Origin of the sequence: Mesobacillus sp. S13 (assembly GCF_020422885.1) — a bacterium.
GTDB classification, from domain to species: domain Bacteria; phylum Bacillota; class Bacilli; order Bacillales; family Cytobacillaceae; genus Mesobacillus; species Mesobacillus selenatarsenatis_A.
Genome location: NZ_CP084622.1, coordinates 3336572 through 3354716 on the forward strand (window position 1 = coordinate 3336572; position 18145 = coordinate 3354716).

Annotated in this window: 16 protein-coding genes; 3 read left to right on the plus strand and 13 right to left on the minus strand. The window is 44.1% G+C overall.

Annotated elements, in window-relative coordinates:
- Positions 1–116: 116 nt before the first annotated feature.
- The 9 genes from mtaB to lepA form a co-directional block, all read right to left on the minus strand.
- The gene (gene mtaB / locus LGO15_RS17145) at positions 117–1469 is read right to left on the minus strand and encodes a tRNA (N(6)-L-threonylcarbamoyladenosine(37)-C(2))-methylthiotransferase MtaB (RefSeq protein WP_226085371.1); all 1353 of its coding nucleotides are present in this window, start codon (positions 1467–1469) and stop codon (positions 117–119) included.
- A 5-nt stretch (positions 1470–1474) separates the two neighbouring features.
- Positions 1475–2224, minus strand: coding sequence for a 16S rRNA (uracil(1498)-N(3))-methyltransferase (locus LGO15_RS17150; protein WP_167831697.1), 750 nt, complete (start codon positions 2222–2224; stop codon positions 1475–1477).
- Positions 2225–2376: 152 nt separating this feature from the next.
- On the minus strand, positions 2377–3315 hold the full coding sequence (gene prmA / locus LGO15_RS17155; protein ID WP_167831610.1) for a 50S ribosomal protein L11 methyltransferase: 939 nt from the start codon (positions 3313–3315) through the stop codon (positions 2377–2379).
- Between the two features lie 19 nt (positions 3316–3334).
- Positions 3335–4462: a molecular chaperone DnaJ gene (gene dnaJ / locus LGO15_RS17160; protein ID WP_167831611.1), complete on the minus strand. Its 1128-nt coding sequence runs from the start codon at positions 4460–4462 to the stop codon at positions 3335–3337.
- A gap of 436 nt (positions 4463–4898) precedes the next feature.
- Positions 4899–6731, minus strand: a complete 1833-nt coding sequence (gene dnaK / locus LGO15_RS17165; protein WP_226085372.1) for a molecular chaperone DnaK — start codon at positions 6729–6731, stop codon at positions 4899–4901.
- Positions 6732–6766: 35 nt separating this feature from the next.
- Complete coding sequence (gene grpE, locus LGO15_RS17170) at positions 6767–7354, minus strand: nucleotide exchange factor GrpE (protein WP_226085373.1); 588 nt, start codon at positions 7352–7354, stop codon at positions 6767–6769.
- Positions 7355–7516: 162 nt separating this feature from the next.
- A complete protein-coding gene (gene hrcA / locus LGO15_RS17175) occupies positions 7517–8548 on the minus strand; it encodes a heat-inducible transcriptional repressor HrcA (RefSeq protein WP_226087924.1) in 1032 nt (343 codons plus the stop codon).
- A 76-nt stretch (positions 8549–8624) separates the two neighbouring features.
- Positions 8625–9764: a radical SAM family heme chaperone HemW gene (hemW, locus tag LGO15_RS17180; RefSeq protein WP_226085374.1), complete on the minus strand. Its 1140-nt coding sequence runs from the start codon at positions 9762–9764 to the stop codon at positions 8625–8627.
- A gap of 97 nt (positions 9765–9861) precedes the next feature.
- Positions 9862–11697: a translation elongation factor 4 gene (gene lepA / locus LGO15_RS17185; RefSeq protein WP_167831614.1), complete on the minus strand. Its 1836-nt coding sequence runs from the start codon at positions 11695–11697 to the stop codon at positions 9862–9864.
- 192 nt (positions 11698–11889) lie between these two features.
- Here lepA and LGO15_RS17190 point away from each other — a divergent pair, with 192 nt between their 5' ends.
- Positions 11890–12192, plus strand: a complete 303-nt coding sequence (locus LGO15_RS17190; protein ID WP_226085375.1) for a nuclease-related domain-containing protein — start codon at positions 11890–11892, stop codon at positions 12190–12192.
- A 1040-nt stretch (positions 12193–13232) separates the two neighbouring features.
- On the opposite strand, the gene LGO15_RS17195 is transcribed toward LGO15_RS17190, so the two are convergent.
- From LGO15_RS17195 to gpr, 3 genes are all read right to left on the minus strand, one after another.
- Positions 13233–13565 (minus strand): YqxA family protein, encoded by a 333-nt coding sequence (locus tag LGO15_RS17195; protein WP_167831616.1) that lies wholly within the window; start codon positions 13563–13565, stop codon positions 13233–13235.
- A gap of 21 nt (positions 13566–13586) precedes the next feature.
- Positions 13587–14792: a stage II sporulation protein P gene (spoIIP, locus tag LGO15_RS17200; RefSeq protein WP_226085376.1), complete on the minus strand. Its 1206-nt coding sequence runs from the start codon at positions 14790–14792 to the stop codon at positions 13587–13589.
- 108 nt (positions 14793–14900) lie between these two features.
- Positions 14901–16025: a GPR endopeptidase gene (gene gpr / locus LGO15_RS17205; protein ID WP_226085377.1), complete on the minus strand. Its 1125-nt coding sequence runs from the start codon at positions 16023–16025 to the stop codon at positions 14901–14903.
- A gap of 223 nt (positions 16026–16248) precedes the next feature.
- Between gpr and rpsT the strand changes: the two genes are divergently transcribed.
- Positions 16249–16509, plus strand: coding sequence for a 30S ribosomal protein S20 (rpsT, locus tag LGO15_RS17210; RefSeq protein ID WP_167831619.1), 261 nt, complete (start codon positions 16249–16251; stop codon positions 16507–16509).
- Between the two features lie 71 nt (positions 16510–16580).
- Here the strand turns inward: rpsT and holA are convergent, their stop codons facing one another.
- Positions 16581–17603, minus strand: a complete 1023-nt coding sequence (gene holA / locus LGO15_RS17215) for a DNA polymerase III subunit delta (protein WP_226085378.1) — start codon at positions 17601–17603, stop codon at positions 16581–16583.
- Between the two features lie 350 nt (positions 17604–17953).
- Here holA and LGO15_RS17220 point away from each other — a divergent pair, with 350 nt between their 5' ends.
- The gene (locus LGO15_RS17220) at positions 17954–18088 is read left to right on the plus strand and encodes a YqzM family protein (protein ID WP_167831621.1); all 135 of its coding nucleotides are present in this window, start codon (positions 17954–17956) and stop codon (positions 18086–18088) included.
- Positions 18089–18145 lie beyond the last annotated feature (57 nt).

Below are 18145 nucleotides of genomic sequence, written 5' to 3' on the forward strand. Positions count from 1 at the left end.
TGAGGGCAAAATGAAAGTCGTAAAAAAATCGATTTCTACTTTTAAATTTTCGTCGTAACTGTCCTCTTTAAGATTCAAAAAAGAGCTGGCGCTTTTGCCAGCTCTTTCAGATTACTTTATATAACAGCATGTTCAGCTACAGTTTCATCGTCCAGTACTCGGACGAATTGTCCTTCATTAAATGGATAGCCTGCTTTTGCGATTTTGACCTTCACGATTTTTCCAATCATATCTTCGGTAGCAGGGAAAACAACTTTCAAATAGTTGTCGGTATATCCTACATAAAGTCCGCTCTCTGGCTCTTCCTTGTAGATCTCTTCAGGGATGACTTCTAGCACTTCATTTTCAAACTGAGATGCATATTCCTTAGCCAGCTGGTTGGAAAGCTCGATCAACCTGTGTACGCGTTCGTTTTTCACATCTTCGTCCACCTGGTCTTCCATTCTTGCCGCAGGAGTACCTGTCCGTTTGGAATATGGGAAGACGTGCAGCTCTGAGAATTGATGTTTCTTGATGAAATTATACGTTTCCATGAATTCTTCTTCCGTTTCACCAGGGAAACCGACAATGATATCAGATGTCACGGCAAGGCCTGGCAATACTTCCTTCAGTCGGTCAAGACGCTCTCCGAAAAATTCCATTGTGTATTTGCGGCGCATACGTTTTAACACTGTGTCAGATCCGGATTGAAGCGGAATGTGCAAGTGACGGACGATGATATTCGATTGATCGATTACCTCGATCACTTCATCTGTAATTTGGCTTGCTTCAATAGAAGAAATGCGCAGGCGCTTTATGCCTTTTACTTGAGCCTCAAGATCCCTAAGAAGTGCTGCAAGGTTGTAATCCTTCATATCTTCACCATATCCGCCTGTATGGATACCGGTTAGGACGATCTCCTTGTAGCCTGCATCAAAAAGCTGCTGTGCCTGGCGAATGACCTCTTGTGGATCACGGGATCTCATCAAACCGCGTGCCCATGGAATGATACAGAAAGTACAAAAGTTATTGCAGCCTTCCTGGATTTTCAATGAAGCTCTTGTACGGTCTGTAAATGCCGGTACATCCAATTCCTCATAAACACGGTTCTTCATGATATTTCCTACAGCATTGATTGGCTGGCGCTCTTGCTTGTACTGTTCAATATACTCAAGCATTTTAACACGGTCCTGTGTTCCAACGACAATATCAACTCCAGGAATCGCCATGATTTCTGCAGGAGAAGTCTGCGCATAGCAGCCGGTAACACAAATAACAGCGTCCGGATTTTTGCGCACAGCCCGGCGAATGACCTGGCGGCTCTTTTTGTCTCCTGTATTCGTTACCGTACAGGTGTTGATGACATAAACATCTGAGGTAGATTCAAATTCTACCCTCTCGTATCCTTGTTCCTTAAATAATTGCCAGATGGCTTCTGTTTCGTAGTGGTTAACCTTGCAACCTAGTGTATGAAAAGCAACTGTAGGCATTATCTTCACCTCAATAATTCAAAATGATAGGAAACAGCAGACAAGGCATATAGCGGTGCTGTTTCTGTACGCAAAATGCGCGGTCCGAGACCACAAGCTAAAAATCTATTCTCAGTTAAATGGGCAACTTCCTCGGAGGTAAGTCCTCCTTCAGGACCGAATACAATCAGGAGACTGTCTCCTTCTTGCAATTTCGCGAGAGTAGAAGAAAGGACCGACGCTTCGCCCTCCCTTGCCTCTTCCTCATAAGCAACCAGTTTATACGTATACTCATCGCTCAATTTAATTAATTCTTTGAGGCTGACAGGTTCCCTCACTGCTGGAACATGGCTGCGATGCGATTGCTCGGCAGCTTCCTTGGCAATCTTCTGCCAGCGTTCAACCTTTTTGGCAGCTTTCTTGCCGTCCAATTTAACAATTGAGCGGGATGCGGTGAAAGGGACAAATTCAAAGGCACCTAGTTCAGTACCCTTCTGGATAATCAATTCGAGCTTATCCCCTTTGGGCAGACCGCTCGCAATAACGACATGGACTGGAAGCTCGGTAGTCCCATCCTCCCATTTTACAACGTTTGCCACTACGATTTCATCGGTAATTTCTGCAATCTGGCAAACTGCGCTTTTTCCCGTAGCCGTGACACAGATGATTTCGTCCCCAGCCTTCATCCTCATGACACGTACAATATGATGATAATCATCGCCGCTAATATTGAACTCTTCCATACTCGTTTGTTTTTCAATAAAATACCGCTGCACCATAGCACCTGCTTTCCTAAAAGCGCAAGCGCCTTGAGCCGTCCCGACAAGCTTCTAGAGGGCCAGGCACTGGAGCTAGACATCTAATAGATTGAATACATAAGATTTAACAAGATAGAAAAAAGGGGATAAACCGTTCCCCTTTTTCTCCATTATTTCTTTTTGCTGATGATCGCAACCCAGTCTTCCATAGATATTATCTCCTCTATTTCAAAGCCAGCATTGATCATTGCATCTTTGACAACTTCTTTCTTCTGTTGGATGATGCCAGAAGTGATGAAGTATCCGCCATTTTTCACGACCTTGCCTGCATCATCTGCAAAACGCAAAATCACTTCTGCCAGGATATTCGCTACGACAATATCTGCTCCCTCTTCAACACCGTCAAGAAGATTGTTTTGTGAAATGGTAGCGACATCGTGGACTTTGTTCAGCTTAAGGTTGAGTTTTGCCACCTGCACTGCTACATCATCCAGATCCATCGCTTCCACTTTTCCAGCCCCCAGCTTAGCTGCTGCAATACTAAGGACACCTGATCCTGTACCAACGTCCACGACACGGTCACCAGGCTGGACAGTTCTTTCCAGGGCCTGGATACACATGACGGTTGTCGGGTGCGTTCCTGTACCGAATGCCATTCCCGGGTCAAGCTCGATGATCAATTCATCTGTGTTGACTGGAGTATAATCCTCCCAAGTTGGAACGATCGTGAACTTCTCAGAGATTTTCACAGGGTTGTAGTATTTCTTCCAGGCAGTTGCCCACTCTTCCTCATTCACTTCACTGATTGATACTTTATTCATCCCGATATCGATATTGTAGATGATCAGGTTATTGATCGCTTCTTTTATCTCATCGACTGTTTCTCCAAGAAAACTATTTACCGGCAGATAAGCTTTTACGATAACTCCTTCTTCCGGATAATCGTCTGGATTAAGCTGGTATATTTCCCCGAACTGGTCCTCTCTTTCCTTCTCAAGCTCCAGCGGATCTTCAATTACGACCCCGCTCGCGCCTGCTTCGTGCAGGATATTGGAAATCGGCTCAACCGCTTCATTTGTAGTTAAAATGCTGATTTCAGACCATTTCATTTATACCAACTCCATTCGATTAATCACCTTTAAAGGCACGTTTTACTTTGGAAAAAAAGCCTTCTTCCTGCTCTCCAAGAGGAGACTGACCGCTCACTTCGGCAAACTCACGGAGAAGCTGCTTTTGCTTTTCAGACAGTTTGGTTGGAGTCACGATACGGACAAGGACATGTTGGTCTCCTGTACCATACCCGCGGACATTCGGTACCCCTTTTCCTTTCAGGCGGAACTTTGTACCTGTCTGTGTTCCAGCAGGAACTTTCAATTTCACTTTACCATGCAGTGTAGGGACTTCAACTTCATCACCAAGCGCTGCCTGGACAAAGGTAATCGGCATTTCACAGTAAATATCATCACCGTCACGCTCAAAGAATTCATGCGACCTGATGTGGAAGACAATATAAAGATCGCCTGCAGGTCCGCCATTGATACCGGCTTCTCCTTTTCCTGCCACTCTCAGCTGCTGGCCATCATCGACACCAGCTGGGATCTTAACATGAATTTTGTTCCTTCTCGTAACCTTCCCTGTTCCGGAACATGTCTTACATCTTTCTTTGATTTCCTTACCTGACCCATTACAGTGATGACACACCCTGCGGTTAACAATACGTCCAAATGGCGTGTTTTGTTCCACGCTGATCTGGCCGCTGCCATGACAGTGTTTACATGTATCCACTTTAGTACCTGGTTTTGCACCAGTTCCGTCACATGTATCACATTCTTCTTCACGAGGGATTTCGATATCCGTTTCCTTGCCGAATACAGCTTCCTCGAACTTCAAGGTCATCGTGTACTGAAGATCAGCACCCTGCCTTGGTGCGTTAGGATCACGGCGTCTGCCGCCTCCGCCGCCAAAGAAGGAATTGAAAATGTCTTCGAAACCGCCAAAACCGCCGCCGAAGTCACCGCCGCCGCCAAATCCCTGGTTAGGGTCGACATGGCCAAACTGGTCATAGTGAGCGCGCTTTTGGTCGTCACTTAATACCTCGTATGCCTCTTTAACTTCTTTGAATTTTTCGTCTGCTCCCGGCTCTTTATTGATGTCCGGATGGAATTGTTTAGAAAGCTTGCGATAGGCTTTCTTTAATTCATCCTTCGTAGCCGATTTACTGACTCCGAGGACTTCATAGTAATCCCGTTTACTCATGATTACCACTCCCGAATCTTTTCACATAAAGATAATTCTAACATTCCCGTACATTCATACGCAATATTTAAAATATCTGGATATGCGGTATTTTGTCTCTTTTTTCAATTCATTAATTGATATGTTAAGTTAGTCTGTTGATTTACGTTCCAGGCGCTTCGCTTTCCGCGGGGCTGGCGGTGAGCCTCCTCGCCGCCGCTGGCGACTGCGGGGTCTCACCTGTCCAGCTGATCCCGCAGGACATTGATTGAGCTTCCTCGAATCTGCCCACGCACGATGGAAATGCGTTAGCATTTTCGGAGGAGTCTGCGCGCCTTCCACTTCAATCAACAGGATTTTATATCAACAACTACTAAGATTTTATAGAAGTACTGTTGACATTAAAAAAGCCAAAGCCAAGTATTACCTGACTTTGACTTTTCGGTGTTATCGCGTTTTATTTATCGTCGTTGACTTCTTCGAATTCTGCGTCTACGACATTGTCGTCTTTCTTTGTTCCTTCTTGGCCTTCTGCGCCTTGCTGTGCCTGTTGTTGCTTGGCTGCTTCTTCGTAAAGCTTGACGCTTAGGTTTGTAACGATTTCTTGAAGAGCGTCCTTCTTAGTGCGGATTTCTTCGATTTCGCCTTTTTCGATTGCAGCCTTCAGCTCATCTTTTGCTTCGTTCGCTTTCTTGACTTCTTCTTCATCTACCTTGCCTTCAAGGTCCTTCAAAGTCTTTTCAGCAGTGAAGACTAACTGATCTGCTTCGTTACGAAGTTCTACTTCTTCTTTCAGCTTCTTGTCAGATTCAGCGTTCTCTTCCGCTTCTCTTACCATGCGGTCGATTTCTTCATCAGACAATCCTGTAGAAGACTTGATAGTGATTTGTTGTTCCTTGTTTGTTCCAAGGTCTTTCGCACGAACGTTTACAATACCGTTTTTATCGATATCGAATGTAACTTCGACCTGAGGTACTCCACGTGGTGCTGGCGGAATATCCGTCAACTGGAAGCGGCCAAGTGTCTTGTTGGCAGAAGCCATTGAACGCTCACCTTGCAGCACGTGAATGTCAACAGCCGTCTGGTTGTCAGCAGCTGTAGAGAATACCTGTGATTTTGAAGTTGGGATTGTTGTGTTACGGTCGATCAGCTTCGTGAACACACCACCCATTGTCTCGATTCCAAGTGAAAGCGGAGTAACGTCAAGAAGTACTACGTCTTTAACGTCACCAGAAATAACGCCACCCTGGATTGCAGCACCCATGGCTACAACTTCATCAGGATTCACACCTCTGTGAGGATCTTTTCCTGTTTCCTTCTTGATTGCTTCCTGAACAGCCGGAATACGCGTGGATCCACCGACAAGGATAACTTTATCCAGTTCAGATGGGCTCAAGCCTGCATCTTTTAGTGCTTGACGAGTAGGTCCCATAGTACGCTCTACCAAATCTGCAGAAAGCTCTTCGAATTTAGCGCGAGTCAAGTTTACCTCAAGGTGAAGCGGTCCAGCTTCCCCTGCAGTGATGAACGGAAGGGAAATCTGTGTAGAAGTTACTCCAGAAAGATCCTTCTTCGCCTTCTCTGCTGCATCCTTCAAGCGCTGTAGGGCCATCTTATCTTTTGAAAGATCGATACCATTTTCCTTCTTGAATTGTTCTACCAAATAGTCAATGATGACCTGGTCGAAATCGTCACCGCCAAGACGGTTGTCACCTGCAGTAGATTTTACTTCGAATACGCCATCGCCTAATTCAAGGATGGAAACGTCGAAAGTACCGCCGCCAAGGTCATAAACGAGGATTGTCTGATCTTCGTCCATTTTATCAAGGCCGTAAGCAAGTGCTGCAGCTGTTGGCTCGTTGATGATACGCTCAACTTCAAGACCTGCGATTCTTCCAGCATCCTTTGTTGCCTGACGCTCTGCATCATTGAAGTAAGCTGGCACAGTGATGACTGCCTTCGTTACAGGTTCACCAAGATAGTCTTCAGCATAAGACTTCAAGTATTGAAGAATGACAGCAGATAATTCCTGTGGTGAGTATTCCTTGCCTTCAGCTTCCACTTTATGGTCTGTACCCATGTGGCGCTTGATGGAGATGATTGTATTTGGGTTAGTGATTGCCTGGCGCTTTGCTACCTCACCCACCTGGCGTTCGCCGTTTTTGAATGCGATGACAGAAGGAGTCGTTCTGTTACCTTCTGGATTCGGGATTACCTTTGGTTCGCCGCCTTCTAATACGGCTACACAAGAGTTAGTTGTTCCTAAGTCAATACCGATGATTTTACTCATTTTCAATTACCTCCTGGATCTTTTATGTAGGCTCTTTATTGGTTCACTTTTACCATTGCTGGACGAATGATGCGGTCCTTTAGCATATAGCCTTTTTGGAATTCTTCAACAACAATGTTAGGACCGTAATTTTCATCTTCAGCCTGCATAACTGCCTGATGAAGATGCGGGTCAAATTCTTTGCCTACAGCTTCAATGACTTCAACGCCTTCATTCTTAAGGGCGTCAAGCAAGCTGCGGTAAACCATTTCCACTCCCTGTTTTAGGGATTTCGCCTGTTCATTATCCACATCCATCTTCAGTGCACGTTCGAAGTTATCGATGGCGGGAAGCAGATCGGTAATAATGTTTTGGGCTCTATATTTAGCGCTCGCTTCAAGTTCAATCCTTGAACGGCGGCGGAAGTTGTCAAAATCAGCCTGAAGGCGCAGGTAACGGTTGTCAGCTTCATCAAGCTTGCCTTCCAATTCAGCCAATTTCTGCTCCATTGTGACTTGCTGTTTTTCTTGAGCTGGAATTTCTTCAGTTTGTTCAGAAGCTTCGTTTTCGGCAAAAACCTCTTCAACCGTTTCTTCTTCCGTCTGGCTGTTCAATTCTTGCTCAGTGTTTCTCTCTTCTGTCAAGTTAACTCACCTCCCTAAAAGTGTCGCGGCATGTGATGCCTCATTGTACCAGGCAGTGCCCGGATTGATTTATATTTCAACGAAGCAAACATGCTTCAGTAGAAAACACATGAGAATTCAGGATGGAACAGGCTGCTCCACCCTTAATCAATATTTCCATGCTTATTTATTTTGATACAGCTGTGTCAGCACCTTGGACAAATCTGTACTGATCAATTGAAGCAAACTGATGACTCTTGAATACTCCATTCGTGTTGGTCCTAAAACCGCGATGGATCCAAGCTTTTCCTCTCCCATTGAATACGTGGCCGTGATCAGGCTGCAATTTTCCATTGCAGAGTTATCATTCTCCGTGCCAATCTTGATATTGATTCCGGCTGAATTTTGCCTGATCAGATGGTATAAACCATCTTCATGTTCGATCATATTCATCAGGTTGCGGATTTTATCGACATCGTTGAACTCTGGCTGGCTGAGAATATTCGTCTTACCGCCAAAGAACACCTTTTCACTTGCCGGCATGTTCAGCGTATCCATGATGGTATTGAGGAGCGTGTCATAACTGCTGATATGCTGCCGGAGCAGCATAGCGATTTCCTTGTAGATCTTTGAATTCAGATTGGTAAGCGGAACGCCTGCCAGTCGGTCATTCAGGATATTGACCATTTTTTCAACATCTGATGGATCAATGCTGGTCGGGAAATGGAACATTCTATTTTCTACATGCCCTGTATCGGTTACGATGATGGCGATAGCTGTGTCCTTATTCAAGGGGACAATCTGCAATTTCTTAAGCCTGTTGTCCTTTACAGCCGGTCCAAGAACAATCGACGTATAATTCGTCATTTCTGATAAAATTCTCGCTGATTTCTGGACGATTTTCTCCAGTTCGTATATACGCTCAGCAAAAATGGATTTGATCGCCGCCATATCCGAGCGATTCACTTTCTGTGGCAGCAGAAGGTTATCCACATAAAATCGATACCCCTTCTCGGATGGAATCCTTCCAGATGAAGTATGGGTTTTTTCAATAAATCCCATATCCTCCAAATCCGCCATTTCATTTCGGATTGTTGCCGAACTGAAATTAATTTCTTCTTTTTTCGACAAGCTCCTTGAACCTATCGGTTGAGCTGAACGAATAAAGTCATCAACAATCACCTGCAAAATGAGCACCTGACGATCTGTTAACAACATCATCACCTCTGTTAGCACTCTATAAGAACGAGTGCTAATTCTAAAAATAATTTATCAATAAACGCTGAGGATGTCAATGATTTGATACCCCGATGAATGATTGAAAAACTTCATTGCCGAGAAGACGCCCCTGTCTTGTTAGCGAGATATTGTCATTATCGGTTTTCAACAGGTCTTTCTTTGTCCAATCATCAATTTGTTCAGAGAATATTTGCAAGGGATTCCGGCTGAATTTTTCTTCGAATCGTCGAACACTGACACCTTTTGTCTTTCTGAGACCGAGGAACATTTCTTCTTCCATCTGCTCTTCAAGCGTGGTCTTATGGGCATCCATGATCGGCAGTTCACCCCTGGAGATAGGTTCCATATACTTTTTGAGCGGTCCATAGTTAGACTGTCTCATCCCTTTTACATAACTATGGGCTCCAGCACCAAAACCGTAGTACTCCTCGTTGTTCCAGTAGGTGAGATTATGTCTGCTTTCGTAGCCAGGGACCGCAAAATTGCTGATTTCATATTGATGTAGACCGTGTTTTTGCATTTGATCCATGAGTGTTTCATACATTTCCGCTTCGGCATCTTCGCCAGGGATTGCCAATTTGCCTTTTTGCATTAAATTGTAAAACACTGTCTTTGGTTCAATGATCAATGAGTAACCAGAGTAATGGACTAGTCCTAGGGAAAAAGCCGTTTGAATCGATTCGATGAAATCATCCTTTGTTTGGCCGGGAAGGCTGTAGATTAAATCGATGCTGATATTTTCGAAACCAGCTGCTTTAGCATTTTCAATCGACTCAAAAACATCTTTCGCCCGGTGGCTGCGGCCAATTTTTTTCAAAAGCTCATCATTAAAAGTCTGCACTCCAAAACTCAGGCGGTTGACTCCTGCATCTTTCAGGATGGCCAGTTTTTCTTTTGACAGATCACCTGGATTCGCCTCGAATGTATATTCTGTTTCTCGGTTGAAGTTCAACTGATTCTGGATAGACTGAACCAGCTTTCCTAATTGCCTTTCATCCAGCGCGGTCGGGGTTCCGCCGCCAACGAATATTGTATCGAGCATATCCCGATCACTTTGTACAGTCAGTTCCATTTCTTTAGCGAGGGCATCGAGGTAATCATCGACAGGCTGGCCTTTCATAAAGACTTTATTAAAATCGCAATAATGGCAGATATGGTGGCAGAATGGAATATGGATATAAGCTGATTTCATTATGATTCACTTCCTATAAGGCAGCGTTGCCCTGATTTATTGAAAAAAGAGGCCAGAATAGCTTGCTTTACAAGCACATCCAGCCTCCCCTGCTATATTATTTCTTCGTATTGTTATCGTCCATCTTGAGGACTGCCATGAAGGCTTCCTGCGGCACTTCAACAGAACCAACCTGCTTCATGCGCTTCTTACCTTCTTTTTGTTTCTCAAGAAGCTTACGTTTACGTGAGATGTCCCCGCCGTAACATTTCGCCAATACGTTTTTGCGCATTGCCTTGATTGTCGAACGGGCAACGATTTTTTGGCCGATGGCTGCCTGGATTGGCACCTCGAATTGCTGACGAGGAATAAGGTCTCTCAACTTATCCACGATCACTTTGCCGCGCTCATAAGCAAAGTCCCTATGAACGATGAAGCTCAATGCATCCACTTTTTCAGCATTCAACAAGATATCCATCTTAACAAGTTTTGAAGGCTTGTAGCCGATTAATTCATAATCGAATGAAGCATAGCCTTTCGTGCTTGATTTTAGCTGGTCGAAAAAGTCATAGACGATTTCTGACAGCGGGATTTCGTACACGATGCTGACACGTGTTTCATCCATGTATTGCATATCGATGAAGATGCCGCGCTTTTCCTGGCAAAGCTCCATAATCGCACCAACATAGTCATTCGGCGCCATCATTGTTGCTTTTACATAAGGCTCTTCAACACGGTCGATCTTCTGAGGATCAGGCATGTTAGACGGGTTGTCTACCTTCAATTCAGTTCCATCAGTCATGATGACATCATAGATAACACTTGGCGCAGTCGTGATCAAATCAATCTTGAATTCACGCTCGATGCGCTCCTGGATGATTTCCATGTGAAGAAGTCCAAGGAATCCACAACGGAAACCAAAGCCTAATGCCTGGGATGTTTCCGGTTCGAACTGAAGCGCCGAATCGTTCAGCTCAAGCTTCTCAAGAGCTTCCCTAAGGTCATTGAATTTCGCTGAGTCAATTGGGTACAGACCGCAATAGACCATTGGGTTCAAGCGGCGGTAACCAGGAAGTGCTTCCGCAGCTCCATTTTTCGCGTTTGTGATTGTATCACCAACACGAGTGTCGCCGACGTTCTTGATTGCCGCAGTCAGGAAGCCAACATCACCGACAGTCAATTCTGGTGAAGGAGTTGCCTTTGGCGTGAATACGCCGACTTCTGTCACCTCGAACTCTTTGCCTGTCGCCATCATCTTGATTTTGTCGCCAACTTTTACCGTGCCGTCAACAACACGGATATAAGCGACTACTCCACGGTAAGCGTCATACAAGGAGTCGAAAATCAATGCTTTTAAAGGAGCTTCAGGGTCTCCCTGCGGTGCAGGAACTTTCTCGACGATTTGCTCCAGGATCTCTTCAATTCCGATCCCTGCTTTCGCAGAGGCAAGAACAGCTTCAGAAGCATCCAAACCAATGACTTCTTCAATTTCATTCCTGACACGCTCAGGATCCGCACTTGGTAAATCGATTTTATTGATGACCGGGACGATTTCCAGGTCATTGTCGATAGCAAGGTAAACGTTCGCTAAAGTTTGTGCTTCAATTCCCTGTGCAGCGTCAACAACGAGGACTGCTCCCTCACAGGCTGCCAGGCTTCGGGATACTTCATATGTGAAGTCGACGTGTCCTGGGGTATCAATCAAATGGAAGGTGTAGATTTCCCCGTCCTTCGCCTTATACTTCAACTGGACGGAATTCAGCTTTATCGTGATTCCACGTTCACGCTCAAGATCCATGGAATCCAAAAGCTGATCCTTCATTTCACGCGCAGTCAATGCATTCGTCTTTTCCAGGATCCGGTCAGCCAAAGTGGACTTACCATGGTCAATATGGGCGATAATCGAAAAATTTCGTATTTTACTTTGTCTATTCAGTCTATCTTCTCTGCTCATTGCGTTCACTCCTACTATACTCGCGCATGTACACTATTGTTGATTATATCAGCAGGAATATCAAGATTCAATAAATTTAGGAGGAAGAGCAGCGGAGGGGTGCCTGAATCGGACTGGCCTATGAGTCCACAGAATGTTCACAGAATATTGGGAACTTATTAGGTAGAATGGTTGGTAGAAAGGATGTGGCATATGTATTTAAAGAATCGCTCCGAATCGGAAGAACTGAGAGTAATGAAGGTGCTGAATTCGAGAATGGATTTAGCAGAGAAAGAGAAACAATATTATTTAAATCTTCAAAAAGGATTTGAAGGGGAGGTGATATTTGATGGATATCTGAAACGAATAGTCATTCAATCACTGATCCTTAATGATTTGCTGTTGGAACAAAATCATTCACATTATCAAATTGACTCACTGATGATCTCCCAGAGACTCTCCTTCCTTTTCGAAGTGAAGAATTTCGAAGGAGAGTATTATTTTGAAGGTGATTAGTTCAAGACAATCAACGGGAACGAAGTTAAAAATCCACTGCTTCAACTAGAAAGAAACGTTTCACTCCTGAGACAATTCTTTAATAGTTTCGGAATTAAAATCCCCATCGAGCCCTATCTCGTTTTCGTCAATCCCGATTTCACATTGTACCAGGCCCCTCTTAACAGCCGTATCATTCTTCCAACAAATCTCAACCGTTTTATCCAAAAAATGAATAAGCAGATGTCTGCTTTGAACCACCAGCATATAGGATGGTCCGAAAAGATATTAGCCTCACATATTACGAAATCCCCTTTTAGCAAGGTGCCGCATTATGAATATTCACAGCTTCGAAAGGGTGTATTTTGTCAGGCATGTGGGACGGGAATAGCAGAATATCACTCACTGATCCTAACATGTCCAAAATGCGGAAAGCCTGTGAATACCAAAAGCGCGTTGGTGCAAAGTATTGAGGAGTATCAGGTTCTATATCCATCTGAAAAGTTATCAACCAACACAATCTATGAATGGACTGGCGATTTATTTCCAAAGAGAACCATCAGACAGACACTAAAGGAGAACTTAATAATTTCAGGTTATGGCCAATGGTCATATTATGAATGAATTTCAGTCACCAATTATTCGTTGGTGACCTATTTTTTTGTTTTGAGGGTAAATAGGTTTATTGGCGCTACCTTTTACCAGTATATGGAGTTTTGAGGTCTCAATACGCTCTATTGGTGACATCATATACCAGTATCTAGTGTTTCAGGGGTCCAATATGCCTTATTGGCGACACCACTTTCCAGTATCTGGTGTTTTGAGGTCTCAATACGCTCTATTGGTGACATCATATACCAGTATCTGGATTTTCAGGGTTCCAATACGCCTTATTGGTGACACCTTTTACCATTAAATGGAGTTCTGAGGTCCCAAGCCGCTCTATTGCTGACCCCCTTTCCCAGCATGTGGAGTTTCCCAGCTTCATCCCTCCTTAATAGCACCTGTAAAAGACGATCTCCGCACAAGAAAAAACAGCGGGCCAAAGCCCGCTGTTCTCCTCACTTCCCGGTAATCAAATCTACTGTTTTCTCGACGACGGTGGATATTCCGTCTGCCAGCTTTTTTCCTAGTGATGAGAAGAGATTGAATGCTTTCATTTCTTCTAGTTTTTTCCGTTTTTGTTCGAGGTCGTGGCTGGAAATGTCATTTCCTAAAATGGCGGTTTCGAAGCTCCCGTTTTCCTTTTCGTTAACGCTGAACGCACTTTTGAATTCAGGGTCTTCGTAGCCTTTCATTTTATGGATGCCTTCGTTTGCCTGTTGCATGCCGAACAACACGGATAAGAACATTAAAGAAGCAAGCATGAAGCTTTTTAGCATAAACATTTTCATCTCGATCACCTTACCGATTCGTTATTGTTTGTCTCCAGATTCCTGCGATGAGGCATCTACTTTTTCCGCCTGCCAGTAGAATTCGCTGAAGACATCTGCAAGTGCGTCGGCGGATCTGTTCAGCTCTTCGAAGGTGTTGTCAACGCCGCCAAACTCTATTAGTAATGCATTCCCAGACAAGTCCTGGTTGAACTTTCCATTCGTTGAGGCACCCTTTTTCTCGATGATCCCCCTGCTTAAGCCCTTGCCGTACTTTTTATCAAGGAGATTATGCAGTTCTCGTGCGAGCGCAAGGTTCTTTTCGTAATTGGCATTTTCCCCGCCGATGACAAATGCCAGTTTTGCGTATGGCTTGCCATTGATCTGGATTGTCGTTTTATCTTTGCGGTATCCGTCCCGATGGATATCGATGAAGTATTGAAGGTTCCGATCCCCGGCCATCGCAGCCTGCACAACCGGCCGCGATTCCTGATAGGCTTTTCCAAACCCAAGCCCCTTCTTACTGAGAGTAGCCATAACATCGGTTTTATCTACCGTTGTGCCGATTCCCCGCTGTTCCAGGCTAGACTTTAGATGATCGCCTATCTTCGTGACATTCACCTGTGAGTGATAGGCCATGTTCGGGTCGGTCACTCCTTTTAAATACGGAAGGTACGACTCTCTAGTATGTGTAAAGTAAATATAGACGGCTTTACGGTCTCCGGTGGATAGCGGCGGCGCTGTCGTATTTCCCTGAGATCCTGATGTGAGGTCTTCTGTATTCTGCAATGCGGCTTCCTGCTCTGCCGTCAAAACATCCACGGGCGGGGCCGATTCCATCGGCATATTCGTATAATTCGTCCCCTCACCTGCAACTAATATTTTCCCATCAAAAAGGGAGAATCCCGGAAGCTCCCTTCCTAGCAAGCTGCGAGGGTCATCCAAATTGATATTAGTAGAAAGCTTGAACATAATATTCGACAGCTTCGGTGTCTTATAGTCCTCTGGCAGCGCCTGAAGGAATTGATGATTTTCCCAGCCCATCAGGCTGAACAGCAGCTGGCCATTCAGATTATTCGCGGCCTGGTTTACTGAATCTGAAGTGATCCGATATTCAGGCCGCAGTGAAGTCATCGCTCCGCTTATTGAAAAAATTCCAATGAGAAAGAACACAAATGCTAAGGCTGCTTTTACAACTTGAGTCCCTTGGACAGCTACAATTATTCCAGATCGTTTATTAAGTCTCATTGTTCCACCTCTCTAGTGCAAGTCTAGTAAATGTTATGACTTTGCTAGAAAAGATAGAACTCCGAATCGCTACGTAACGAATTTGAAATAAAACTGGATGAAATTTCCCTAATGTGTGTACATGCCTGAATTATCCTGGTCTACCTTTGAATGGAGCGCCGAATTGAGACCGCTCGCGATCAAGTTGGCCATATCTTCAATGAACACATCCACCTCTTTAGGAGTGACCATCAGGTTGTGTCCCAATGGAGAGAGGACTTCGTAAATCAGCTTCCGCTTTTCTTCGTCTTCCAGTGTTCCTATCATTCCGAGGAAGGTTTGACGATGTTCTGCTTCCGGCAAATCTTCTTCTGTCAGCTTCCTTCTCTTCCCAAAACTCATTCCTGCCGGCACAAGTGACCTTGAAGGCTTGTCGCCTTCTCGCATTTCCTTGCCAAAATGTTTTAAAATGAAATCAATCGTATCACTCGTGATCGATACAGCATCGACAACTGTAGGGACTCCTATTGCAATCACAGGAATCCCAAGGGTTTCCTTGCTTATTTCCTTCCTCTTATTGCCTACGCCTGATCCAGGGTGGATACCTGTATCTGAAATCTGTATTGTCGAATTGACCCTTTCAATCGATCGAGATGCGAGCGCATCGATTGCAATCACAAAATCCGGCTTCGTCTTCTCCACGACGCCAAAAATAATATCAGAGGTCTCAATACCCGTTAACCCCATCACCCCGGGAGAAAGCGCGCTGACAGAGCGATATCCATCCTCCACATACTCTGGCTGGAGGTCAAATAGATGCTTGGTTACCAGCAAATTTTCACAAACGATTGGGCCTAAAGCATCTGGAGTCACATTCCAGTTCCCCAGTCCAACAACAAGGCAGGATGCATCCTCTTTGATTCCGGCCTGTTTGATGAAATGAGCAAATTCGTTTGCGAATACTTTTTCTACTTTTCCTTGCAGTTCGGTGTCCTGCTGGCGTATGCCCACCACTTCGATTGTCAAATACTGCCCCTGCTTCTTGCTCAGGTTCTTTTCGCCCTCAGCAGTCACCTCTACCAGGGATATTTTTATATCATTTTCTTCTTTTTCTTTTATAATGACGCCTTCAATATGGGAGAGATTTTCCTGGGTGTGGACGGTTGCCCCCTGGTCTGCCAGCACCATCTCCCTCGCTTCCACAGCCAGGTCAGTCCTGATTGAATACATGCTCAAGTCTACTGGTTCCTTCATTGTCGCATTCCTCCCAACGCAGTTTGGCTGTTAAACAGCATACTATTGCCTATCTTTTCCTTTTACATAAAAAAACATTCACGATACACTAGACTTAAATTAAAGCAGAGTATTGCATTATTAACCCCTGTTTGATAAAATATCATTTGTTCTTAATAAATAAGAAATGTACTGGAAATGTCGAGTTCCATAAAATCTCGATGCTTTTTAGGAGGTGAACGGAATGCCAAACATTAAATCTGCAATTAAACGAGTAAAAACAAGTGAAGAGAGCAGAGCTCACAACATCACTGTTAAATCTACTATGCGTACAGCAGTTAAAAAAGCTGAATCAGCTATCGTGAACAACGACGCTGAAGCTAAAGCTTCTTACGCTCAAGCAGCAAGCAAGCTTGATAAAGCAGCAGCTAAAGGTCTTATCCACAAAAATGCAGCTGCCCGCAAAAAAGCCCGTCTTATGAAAAAATTGAATGCTAACGGCTAATTTTTTTCATACTGCAAATAAAAAAACGACCTGTAACGGTCGTTTTTTTATTTTGTCCTCTATGTAATAGATCATTTCCTTCCATTGATCTGGAATAGAATCATTTCAATCAGCATTTCTTTTTTCATGCCGCCGGTTTTCATCTGATAATCCGCGTCGGCAAGAAGCTTCATGATCCTGGTCAATTCCTCATCTGAAAATGCACCTGCCTGCCCTGCTGCCAATTTTACCCTGAATGGGTGGATTTTCAGAGTTCCGGCAATCTGCTGTTGGCCATAACCCTTGCGTGCCAGCTCCTTCACCTGATAAATCAATCTAAATTGGCCTGTAATCACCGCAAGAATCTTAATCGGTTCCTCATTTTGTTTCAGCAGATCATAATAAATTCTTAAAGCAGACTCAACATTTCGGTGAACAACCTTGTCAACTAGTGCAAATATGTTCTGCTCCAATGATCTTGATGTCAGGCGGTCGACAATCTCCCTGCTGATTGGCTGGTTTTCACCAGCATAAAGAGCCAGTTTATCAATTTCAGAAGTCAGCATGAACAAGTTCGTCCCAGCGAGCGTCAAAAGCAGCTCAATTGCATCGTTATCAATCACAGCACCGTTTGCTGCAGCACGTTCTTTAACCCAGGCTTTTGTTTCTTGTTCACTCAGCTTTTTGGCTTCAATTACCGTTGCTTTGCGCTTCAATTCTTTGGTCACTTTTTTTCTCTCGTCCAATTTCTCATATGGAGCAGCAAAAACAACAATCGAATAAGGGGCCGGCTGAGAGAGATATTCTTCCAGCTTCGAAAGGTTATGTTCGACCTTGCCCTTTGACTTTTCCGATGTCAAAAAGACTGGATTCTGCAGGATGACCAAGCGCTTTTCTCCCATGAAAGGGAAAGTTTCGGCATCTTCCAGCGCTGCCTCGATCGGTGTTTCTTCTAAGTCGTAAACTGAGAAATTGAAATCTTTTTCTTCTTCATCCAATACATTGTCCACGAGAAGCTGTTTTGTTTCATTCATCAGGAAGGTTTCTGTTCCAAACATTAAATAAACAGGGTCCACCTGTTTTTTGCTGATTTTTTTCCAAATGTCCAATACCACTGTTTTCGCTCCGTTCAATCCAGTTTTGCCATATATCTATCGTAAAGAAGCTTGGACATTTTGACAAGCATTCTAAGGGAATTGACCCTCGATTCGGGCCAATTCCCCTATTTATATTGAACGCTGCGGAATAAGACCTAGGATACTTATGTCGCAGCGGTGCATCGAAGTTAAGATTATTTTAGCCCCAGGAGGGAAAAGTATTTGTGACAACTCTTGGTACATGGCACACAATATAGGAAGGCATCCAAAATTGTTCTGAAATTTCCAATAGCACAGTAGCAGACAAACACTGGATTTTTTAATTTGAATCGCTTATACTATTATAGAATTAATAGGGGGGATTGACCGTGAATCAATTCGAAGAAAATGTCCAAAGCAATCGTAATGACGCTGTTGACTCAGGTGTTGGATTCATCGTTTCTTTTGGATTCTTTGCAACAATGTTCATTATTGCAACAGTCGTGCAGTTAATCGCGGGTTAATCACGACTACATAGGATAAAGTTACGGAGACTGCATTTCATTGAAATGCAGTCTCTT

Excerpts from the sequence above, each read along its gene's own strand:
- mtaB (WP_226085371.1), bottom strand. The coding sequence starts at position 1,469 with ATGCCTACAGTTGCTTTTCATACACTAGGTTGCAAGGTTAACCACTAC.
- prmA (WP_167831610.1), bottom strand. The coding sequence starts at position 3,315 with ATGAAATGGTCTGAAATCAGCATTTTAACTACAAATGAAGCGGTTGAG.
- dnaJ (WP_167831611.1), bottom strand. The coding sequence starts at position 4,462 with ATGAGTAAACGGGATTACTATGAAGTCCTCGGAGTCAGTAAATCGGCT.
- dnaK (WP_226085372.1), bottom strand. The coding sequence starts at position 6,731 with ATGAGTAAAATCATCGGTATTGACTTAGGAACAACTAACTCTTGTGTA.
- hemW (WP_226085374.1), bottom strand. The coding sequence starts at position 9,764 with ATGAAATCAGCTTATATCCATATTCCATTCTGCCACCATATCTGCCAT.
- lepA (WP_167831614.1), bottom strand. The coding sequence starts at position 11,697 with ATGAGCAGAGAAGATAGACTGAATAGACAAAGTAAAATACGAAATTTT.
- LGO15_RS17190 (WP_226085375.1), top strand. The coding sequence starts at position 11,890 with ATGTATTTAAAGAATCGCTCCGAATCGGAAGAACTGAGAGTAATGAAG.
- LGO15_RS17195 (WP_167831616.1), bottom strand. The coding sequence starts at position 13,565 with ATGAAAATGTTTATGCTAAAAAGCTTCATGCTTGCTTCTTTAATGTTC.
- spoIIP (WP_226085376.1), bottom strand. The coding sequence starts at position 14,792 with ATGAGACTTAATAAACGATCTGGAATAATTGTAGCTGTCCAAGGGACT.
- gpr (WP_226085377.1), bottom strand. The coding sequence starts at position 16,025 with ATGAAGGAACCAGTAGACTTGAGCATGTATTCAATCAGGACTGACCTG.
- rpsT (WP_167831619.1), top strand. The coding sequence starts at position 16,249 with ATGCCAAACATTAAATCTGCAATTAAACGAGTAAAAACAAGTGAAGAG.